Consider the following 8,433-nt stretch of genomic DNA (forward strand, 5'->3'; position numbering starts at 1 on the left):
CTTAACTACTGGCGCGCAGCCGGCGCGAGATGACGTAGTTGATGATGCCGATGACGATCAGGATCAGGAACATCGCCCAGGCGATCGCCGAGGCACGGCCCAGGTGCTGGGCGACCCAGCCCTGCTCGTACAGGTACAGGCCGAGCGTCTGGAACTGGTGTTCCGCGCCGCCGGAGGTGCCCTTGTTGGCGTCGAACAGCAGCGGCTCTCCGAAGACCTGGCTCGCCCCGATCGTCGACACCACGCACGTGAACAGGATCGTCGGACGCAGCGAGGGCACGGTCACATGGATGAACTGCTGCCAGCGGCTGGCCCCGTCCAGGGCCGCCGACTCGTACAGGTCGTGCGGGATCGCCTGCATCGCGGCGAGGTAGATCAGCGTGTTGTAACCGGTCCAGCGCCAGATGATGATCGACGACACGGCGATCTGCGAGGGCCACTTGTCGTTCTGCCAGTCGACCGGGCTGATGCCGACGGTGTCGAGCGCCCAGTTGATCATGCCGTAGTCGCGGCCGAACAGCATGACGAACACAAGGGAGGCGGCGGCGATCGAGGTCGCGTACGGCGCGAGCATCGCGACCCGGAAGAAGGTCGAGGCCCGCAGCTTGTAGTTGAGGATGTGGGCGATGCCCATCGCCATCAACAGCTGCGGAACGGTGGAGATGATGCCGATGGTCAGCGTGTTCCTCGCCGCGTTCCAGAAGAACTCGTCGTCGAAGATCCGGGTGTAGTTGCGCAGCCCCACCCAGTTCATGTCGGTCGGCGCGGTCAGCTCCACCTGGTGCAGCGAGGCCCAACCTGTGTAGAGCAGGGGGAACAGACCGAACGCGACGAACAGCAGGAAGAACGGGGAGACGAAGGCGTACGGGCTCCAGCGGATGTCCCGCTGCCAGCGCCGGGACAGCCGGGCCCGCTTCTGCTGCGCCGCGGCCGAGATGTCGTCACCGGGCGGGCGGCCCGGGGCCGCGCCCCCCTCCTTCACGGGGGACGCGGCGGTGTCGTGACGGGTGGTCATCCGGGTCACTGATCCAGCTTGTTGTCGATGGACTTGACCGCGGAGTCCCAGGCTTCCTTCGCCGACTTGCCCTTCGTCACCAGGATGACGCCGTTGTCGGACAGACCCTGCTGGATGATCTGGTCCTTCGGGCCGATCACCTGGACCGGGGCGGACTTGGCGGCCGCGGCGAAGACCGTGCCGATCGGCTGGTCACCGGTCATCTCGTTCACCGCACCGGTGACTTCGGGTGAGGTGTAGGCGGCCGGGGCGCTCGGGAAGCTGCCCTGCACCTTGAACAGCTTCGCCTGCTGCTCCGGCGCGGTCAGCCAGGCCACGAACTTCTGGGCCTCCTCCACGTTCTTGCCGCTCTTGGGCACGGTCAGGAAGGAGCCGCCCCAGTTACCGCTCTTGGGCGCGGTGGCGACGGCCCACTTGCCCTTCGCCTCCGGCTTCGAGTTGTCCTTCAGCGTGCCGAGCATCCACGGCGGGCAGGAGATCGCGGCGAACTTGTTGTTGGCGATCGTCGAGTTCCAGGCGGGCTGGAACTGCGTCTGCGACTGGACCAGTCCCTTCTCGGCGGCCTCGGCGGTCAGGTCGAAGGCGGCCTTGACGGCAGGGTTCGTCTTGTAGATGACCTCGCCGGAGGAGTCGTAGAACTTCTCCTTCTCGCTGCCGATGATCCCGTTGAGCAGACCGCCGGGGGAGTCCATGAAGAAGGTGCCCTTGGGCGCCTTCTTCTTGTACTGCTCGCCGACGGTGATCAGCTTGGCCCAGTCACCGGCCCACAGCGCGCCGACCTCCGCGGGGTCCGTGGGCAGACCGGCCTCCTTGAAGAGGTCGGTGCGGTAGCAGATCGCCATCGGGCCCACGTCGGTACCGAGGCCGATCGTCTGGCCTTCCTTGGTCGTGGCCTGCTCCCACTTCCAGTCGAGCCACTTGCTCTTGTCCACCCCCGAGACCTTGGAGAAGTCCGAGAGCTTGTCGGCCTGGGTGTTCACGATCTCGGCGATGTTGGCGACCTCGACGGCCTGGACGTCCAGCAGACCGCTGTTGGTCGTGAGGTGGTTCAGCAGCGGCGGGTAGTAGTTCTCGTTCCGCTGGATCACGTTGTCGGCGATCTTTATCTTGGGGTTGAGCTTCTCGTACTCGGCGTAGAGGCCGGCTTCCTTGAAGCCCATGGTGCCGAAGAGACCCAGGGTGATCGTGGTCTTGTCGCCACCGCCGCCACTGCCGCCCGACGAGGAACCGCCGCCGCCATCGCCGTCGTCGGCACAGCCGGCCAGCAGCCCGGCGCCCAGCGCGGCGACGGTCGCGACGACCACCGCCCTGCGCGTCCTGCGGGCGGTGCGGGTGCCCCCACCCGACCGGAGCCGGGAGTGCGGGAGGGTACGTGCTCGCATTGCGTCCTCCTGATGCCCTGACGTGCCGACCCCCCGGCCAACGGCTTTGTTGGGCCCGTTAGTTCATGCTGCGGCTCGGGCGGGGAACGTGCGGGTTGTGTAAGTGCCAGGTACTGTGGGAGCGCTCCCACGAGTGATGTGTTGAAGAGTCGTCGGTTCGCGCGGGGGTGTCAAGGGAGCGAGCGCGGAGAGATGCCTTCGGTTATCGGGCTGTTAACTAACCCGGGGCCGGCGGCCCCGCATGCCCGGAAACGGTAGGGCGAGGCCTGGCCGGGGCTCAAGTGGTCTGCGGGATCGGGGCGCCGGCGTCCGCCCGGGCCGGCCCGGGCGGACGGGTTCGCGGCACCGACCCGCCGCCGGGCCCGCCGGGTTCCGGGGCGCCGACACTGTTGGACTCGTGTAACCGGTCGTCCCGGAGGGGACGCCGTCGCAGGATCCGGGCCGGTGTCACAGCCGGCGTCGAAACCCGGATGAGTACTTCCCGGACGTCGTACGACGATCAGGACTGTTAGATTCCACGCCAGCGCGGTGTGAACGGGAGGCGACCATGGTGACAGGCCACGGAGCACGGGGCCGGAGCGGTGGGCGGCCGACGCTGGAAGAGGTCGCTGCTCGGGCCGGTGTGGGCCGGGGGACGGTGTCCAGGGTGATCAACGGCTCGCCCCGGGTCAGTGACGCGACCCGCGCGGCGGTCGAGGCGGCCGTCGCGGAGCTCGGCTACGTCCCGAACACGGCGGCACGCGCGCTCGCGGCGAACCGCACCGATGCGATCGCGATGGTCGTCCCCGAGCCGGAGACCCGCTTCTTCTCCGAGCCGTACTTCTCCGACATCCTCAAGGGCGTGGGCGCCCAGCTCTCCGACACGGAGATGCAGCTCCTGCTGATCTTCGCGGGCAGCGACCGGGAGCGCCGCCGCCTGGCCCAGTACCTGGCCGCGCACCGCGTCGACGGCGTCCTGCTGGTCTCGGTCCACGCGGACGACCCGCTCCCCGATCTGCTGTCACAACTGGAAATCCCGGCGGTCATCAGCGGCCCCCGTTCGGAGCACGAGACGCTCCCCTCCGTCGACTCCGACAACTACGGCGGCGGCCGCTCGGCGGTGGAACACCTGATCGAGCGGGGTCGGACCCGGATCGCCACCATCACCGGCCGCCTGGACGTCTACGGCGCCCAGCGGCGCGTCGTGGGCTACCGGGACGCCCTGGAGGACGCGGGCCGCGAGGTCGACGAGCGCCTGATCGTCCCCGGCGACTTCACGGAGGAGGGCGGCCGCCGGGCGATGACGGAACTGCTGACCCGCTGCCCCGACCTCGACGCGGTCTTCGCCGAGTCCGACGTCATGGCCGCCGGGGCCCGCCAGGTCCTCCGCGAGGCGGGCCGCCGCATACCCGACGACGTCGCCCTCGTCGGCTTCGACGACTCGGCGATCGCCCGCCACATGGACCCACCCCTCACCAGCGTCCGCCAGCCCATAGAGGAAATGGGCCGCGCCATGATCGACCTCCTCCTCGACGAGATCGCGGACCGCCGCCCGGCGGTGTCCCGGGGGCTGGAGCGGCGACAGGTGATGCTGCCCACGGAGCTGGTGGCGCGGGCGTCTTCCTGAGAGCGGCCGTGTTCGAACACCGGGGTTCCGACTGCGGCCGGTCGGCGGCGGGCAGGAGCGGGATGCCCAGCCGCAACGGCTCAAGCCGGTGGCTCGCTCCGAAGCCGTGAGTGAAAGCGTTGCCAGGTCAACGCGCGGTCGAGAGGGGAGAGGCTGTCGTGGCGGGCCTGACGTCCGTGCACCTGTGGCAGCACGCCCCGCTGTGGCCGGAGAGTGCTGCTGGCAGCCTGGCCTTCATGGAGAACTTGGGCAGAGGGCAAAGCGCGGGCAGTCACCCGCTGTTGGGCCTGGAGCGGATCGACGGGCCGGTAGCGGATTGTCTGGCCCGGATCGGAGAGGTCTTCCGGGTCTTCGCGAAGCAGGACTCGGGGTGTGTGGCGTACGGGGTGCGGTTGCCCGACCGCGATGAGCGGTGGTTTGTGAAGACGGCGGTTGATGCCGAGGGCCTGCGGTCGTTGGAGCGCGCGTGGGGTTTTCACCGCGCCGTGCGGCACCCGGTGATCGTCCCGCAGGTGCACCGCGTCGCCACGCGGGACGGGCCGGCCGTGGTCATGCCCTGGCGGGACGGGGAGGTGCTGTACCATCCCGCCGAGCGCGGCAGCGGGGACCGTACGGGCGTCGGCAGTCCGATGGCACGCTTTCGGGCCCTGCCCGTCGCCAGGGTCGAGGAGGCCTTCGCCCGCGTCCTCGACGCCCACCTCGCCGTCGAGGCGGCCGGGCACGTCGCCGTGGATCTCTACGACGGTGCCCTGCTGTACGACTTCGCGGCGCACGAGATGCACCTCGTCGATCTCGACGAGTACCGGCCCGGACCCTTCGTGCTGGACGCCGAGCGGCTGCCGGGCTCCACCCGTTTCATGGCGCCGGAGGAGTTCGAACGCGGTTCCACGATCGACCTCCGCACCACGGTCCACGTACTGGGCCGCACCGCACGGCTGTTGCTGGACGCGGGGGACGAGGAGCGTGCCTGGCGGGGTACGGCGGCCCAACTGGGCGTGCTGGAGCGAGCCACGCGCCCGAAACCCGCTGAACGCTTCGCGGGGGTAAGGGAGTTCGCGGACGCATGGCATGGCTGAGGGCTGGGGCTCCTGAGGCCTGACCCTGCCCCGACCGTGCCACGATGCCCCTTTGCGTTGCACACCGATCCCAGGGGGACCACCATGCGCACCCGCGCCGTCGTCTTACTCGCAGCCACGCTCCTCGCGCTCACCGCGTGCACCTCCGACGGCGAGCCCGCCGACGGTAAGCCGTCCGTGAGGGCCAAGCCGTCCGCGAGCGCCGAGCAGCCGAGTTCCGCGCCCGGCCCGGCCGACACCGCCGGTCTCGAAGCGGCCGTCCGTGAGTACACCGCGGCGTACTTCGCGAACAAGCCCGACAGCACGTACGGGATGCTGTCGGCGCGCTGCAAGGAACGGATCACCCGTGCGGGCATGGCCGCGCTGACCGAACGGGCCGTCGGGGACTACGGCGCACGGGATGTGAAGCGGTTCGAGGTCGACGAGATGTCCGGCGATGTGGCGCGCGTCTCATACGGCGTCGGCATGCCCAAGTTCGACCAGAAGCAGGAGCCGTGGACCCGCGAGGCCGGCGTCTGGCGCTACGACGACTGCTGAGCCCCCTCGCCTCACACTCGGCACACGAACAAGCCCCGACCTGTTGTCCCAGGTCGGGGCTTGATCGATCAGGGTGAGTGACGGGACTCGAACCCGCGGCATCCTGGACCACAACCAGGTGCTCTACCAGCTGAGCTACACCCACCATGACCGGCGGTTCATCCGAAGGTTTCACCGACCGGCCGAGAAAAAGTGTACAGGGTCTTGAGGGGTGCCCGCGCACGCGTTTCGGTGGAGGGCGTTCGGGGGCCCGGAGGGGCCCCGTGGACGGGATTACAGCGCGGGCAGGACGTGCTTCGCGGCGATGGTGCGGGCCGTGTCCGAGTCGGGGCCGGGGTGCGGGACGAAGATCGCCTCGCGGTAGTAGCGCAGCTCGGCGATGGATTCGCGGATGTCGGCGAGGGCGCGGTGGTTGCCGTTCTTCTGGGGGCTGTTGAAGTACGCCCTCGGGTACCAGCGGCGGGCCAGCTCCTTGACCGAGGAGACGTCCACGATGCGGTAGTGGAGGTAGTCCTCCAGCGTGGGCATGTCCCGGAGCAGGAAGCCGCGGTCCGTACCCACCGAGTTGCCGCACAGGGGGGCCTTGCCCGGCTCCTTCACGTGTTCTCGTACGTACGCCAGGACCTGCGCCTCGGCGTCCGCCAGCGTCGTGCCGCCGGGCAGCGCGTCGAGCAGGCCGGACGCGGTGTGCATCGCGCGCACCACCTCCGGCATGGTCTCCAGCGCCGAGTCCGGCGGGCGGACGACGATGTCGACACCTTCGCCGAGCACGTTCAGCTCGGAGTCGGTGACGAGGGCGGCCACCTCGATGAGCGCGTCGTCGGACAGCGAGAGGCCGGTCATCTCGCAGTCGATCCACACCATGCGATCGTTCATGTGTCTCACCTTACGGCCCGTGACAGCCGTACGGCCCGGTCCTGCACCAGGGTGATCAGGTGCGGGACCGGGCCGTACGGGCCGGTTGGTGCTACGGCGCGCTGCGCTGCCCCGGCAGGCGGCCCGTCGCGTACAGCTCGGGCTTGGCGCCCTCCGTGGAGAGGGACGCCGACGGCGCCAGGGTGCTCGCCGCCGCCGTGCGCCGGGCCTGGAGCGGCAGCGAGGCGTGCTCCGGCGACACCTGGGACGGCCCGTGGACGCTGTGCGGGCCGTCGTGGTGGTGATCGCTGTGCTTCTCACCCTGCGGACGCCGCGCCCGGTACGCCGCCCGGTACGCCGCCGGGGACGAGCCCAGCTGCCGCCGGAAGTGCCCGCGCAGCGCCACCGGCGAACGGAAGCCGCACCGCCCCGCGACCTCGTCCACGGAGTAGTCCGACGTCTCCAGGAGGCGCTGCGCCTGCAGTACGCGCTGGGTGATCAGCCACTGCAGGGGAGCGCTCCCGGTGAGCGAGCGGAACCGGCGGTCGAACGTACGACGGCTCATGTACGCCCGTGCCGCGAGCGTCTCCACGTCGAACTGCTCGTGGAGATGCTCCAGCGCCCAGGCGACGACCTCGGCGAGCGGGTCGGCGCCGATCTCCTCTGGTAAAGATCGATCGAGGTAGCGCTCCTGGCCGCCCGATCGACGGGGTGGGACGACGAGACGACGGGCCAGCGCGCCGGCCGCCTCGTTCCCGTGGTCGGTCCGCACGATGTGCAGACATAGATCGATTCCGGCCGCGGTGCCGGCCGATGTCAGTACGTCGCCGTCGTCCACGAAGAGTTCTCGTGGGTCGACGTGTACGGACGGATAGCGCTTGGCCAGCGTCGGCGCGTACATCCAGTGTGTCGTCGCCGGCCTGCCGTCCAGCAGGCCGGCGGCGGCCAGCACGAAGGCGCCGGTGCACAGCCCGACGATGCGGGCACCCTCTTCGTGCGCTCGGCGCAGTGCGTCGAGCGCTTCCTCCGGCGGCGGTGAGGTGATCGAACGCCATGCGGGCACGACCACCGTGCCCGCACGCGAGATCGCCTCAAGGCCGTTCGGTGCGGTGAGTTCCAGGCCCCCCGTGGTCCGCAGTGGGCCTTCCTCGCCCGCGCACACCAGCAGGCGGTAGCGCGGTACGCCGGCGTCCTGGCGGTCGATCCCGAACACCGACAGTGGTATGGAACTTTCGAAGATGGGACCGCCGCTGAACAGCAGCACCGCGACGATCTCCTTGCGGCGTCGCCCGGACAGCTTCCGGGCCGCGGCTTCCGGCGCGGCGGTGGAGTCGTGGCTCATACTGCTAAGCCCCCCTCGGTGGTCGCGGCTCCTCGGTTGTGTCGCTCCTGCACGTTTCCCCTTGGTCCTGCACGAGTCCCCCGCCGTAAGACAGTCATGATCGAATCTACTGTGTCCCGTGGTGCCGGCGTGACCAGTTCGCCACCCGGCACATTGTCGACATGGCAACTTGGCGTGAAGCATTCGATCACGAAGCGTTGCACTCGTGGGCCGTGCAGGGAAGTACGCCTCGTCCCGGTGGCCGGTCCACGTAGGGTGCGCGCGGCCCCTGGACCCCTTTCAGCGCAGGTCGAACGGGGGGTGGGGGGGTGTTCGGCCAAGGGGTGTGCGGGTGACAGAAGTTGGCTGAAAAGATACGGGGGTGTGCGCGGAAACCGGTCAGTCGACCGGCGTACTCGGGCCGGAGTTCCGTCCGCCCCTGTGCGCCCCGGAAGAGGAGCGTCCCCGTCGGCCACGCCGGGGGGTGCGATCTTCGGCCATCGAACGGGCGGCTGTCCTACGGGCCGGTGTCGCGCGGGTGACCGTCGTGTGCGTGGCCGTCGCGTGCGCGGCCGTCCTGCGGGCCGCTCCGCGTTCCGACTGGCGGAGAAGGACGCGGCAGGCGCCGGTGACCGCGGCGA

General features: G+C 69.7%; 7 protein-coding genes and 1 tRNA gene. 3 read left to right on the forward strand and 5 right to left on the reverse strand.

Annotation, left to right across the window (positions count from 1 at the left end; translation table 11 throughout):
* Nucleotide 1 precedes the first annotated feature (1 nt).
* Both AWZ10_RS17390 and AWZ10_RS17395 read right to left on the reverse strand, forming a co-directional pair.
* A complete protein-coding gene (locus tag AWZ10_RS17390) occupies nucleotides 2-1,015 on the reverse strand; it encodes a carbohydrate ABC transporter permease (RefSeq protein WP_037703407.1) in 1,014 nt (337 codons plus the stop codon).
* Between the two features lie 5 nt (nucleotides 1,016-1,020).
* Nucleotides 1,021-2,397, reverse strand: a complete 1,377-nt coding sequence (locus tag AWZ10_RS17395; RefSeq protein ID WP_060891518.1) for an extracellular solute-binding protein — start codon at nucleotides 2,395-2,397, stop codon at nucleotides 1,021-1,023.
* A 550-nt stretch (nucleotides 2,398-2,947) separates the two neighbouring features.
* On the opposite strand from AWZ10_RS17395, the gene AWZ10_RS17400 reads away from it, so the two are divergent.
* The 3 genes from AWZ10_RS17400 (at nucleotide 2,948) to AWZ10_RS17410 (ending at nucleotide 5,616) form a co-directional block, all read left to right on the forward strand.
* The gene (locus AWZ10_RS17400) at nucleotides 2,948-4,003 is read left to right on the forward strand and encodes a LacI family DNA-binding transcriptional regulator (RefSeq protein WP_107084506.1); all 1,056 of its coding nucleotides are present in this window, start codon (nucleotides 2,948-2,950) and stop codon (nucleotides 4,001-4,003) included.
* Between the two features lie 236 nt (nucleotides 4,004-4,239).
* Entirely contained in the window at nucleotides 4,240-5,079 is an 840-nt protein-coding gene (locus AWZ10_RS17405; RefSeq protein ID WP_060891520.1) for a hypothetical protein, read from the forward strand.
* A gap of 84 nt (nucleotides 5,080-5,163) precedes the next feature.
* A complete protein-coding gene (locus AWZ10_RS17410) occupies nucleotides 5,164-5,616 on the forward strand; it encodes a hypothetical protein (RefSeq protein WP_060891519.1) in 453 nt (150 codons plus the stop codon).
* Between the two features lie 72 nt (nucleotides 5,617-5,688).
* On the opposite strand, the gene AWZ10_RS17415 is transcribed toward AWZ10_RS17410, so the two are convergent.
* From AWZ10_RS17415 to AWZ10_RS17425, 3 genes are all read right to left on the reverse strand, one after another.
* Nucleotides 5,689-5,761 (reverse strand) — tRNA-His (locus AWZ10_RS17415).
* A 128-nt stretch (nucleotides 5,762-5,889) separates the two neighbouring features.
* Nucleotides 5,890-6,492 (reverse strand): oligoribonuclease, encoded by a 603-nt coding sequence (gene orn, locus AWZ10_RS17420; protein WP_046704821.1) that lies wholly within the window; start codon nucleotides 6,490-6,492, stop codon nucleotides 5,890-5,892.
* A gap of 91 nt (nucleotides 6,493-6,583) precedes the next feature.
* The gene (locus AWZ10_RS17425) at nucleotides 6,584-7,813 is read right to left on the reverse strand and encodes a helix-turn-helix domain-containing protein (protein ID WP_046704822.1); all 1,230 of its coding nucleotides are present in this window, start codon (nucleotides 7,811-7,813) and stop codon (nucleotides 6,584-6,586) included.
* Between the last annotated feature and the right edge of the window lie 620 nt (nucleotides 7,814-8,433).

The organism is Streptomyces europaeiscabiei, from assembly GCF_001550375.1.
In the GTDB taxonomy this organism is placed as follows: Bacteria; Actinomycetota; Actinomycetes; order Streptomycetales; family Streptomycetaceae; genus Streptomyces; species Streptomyces europaeiscabiei.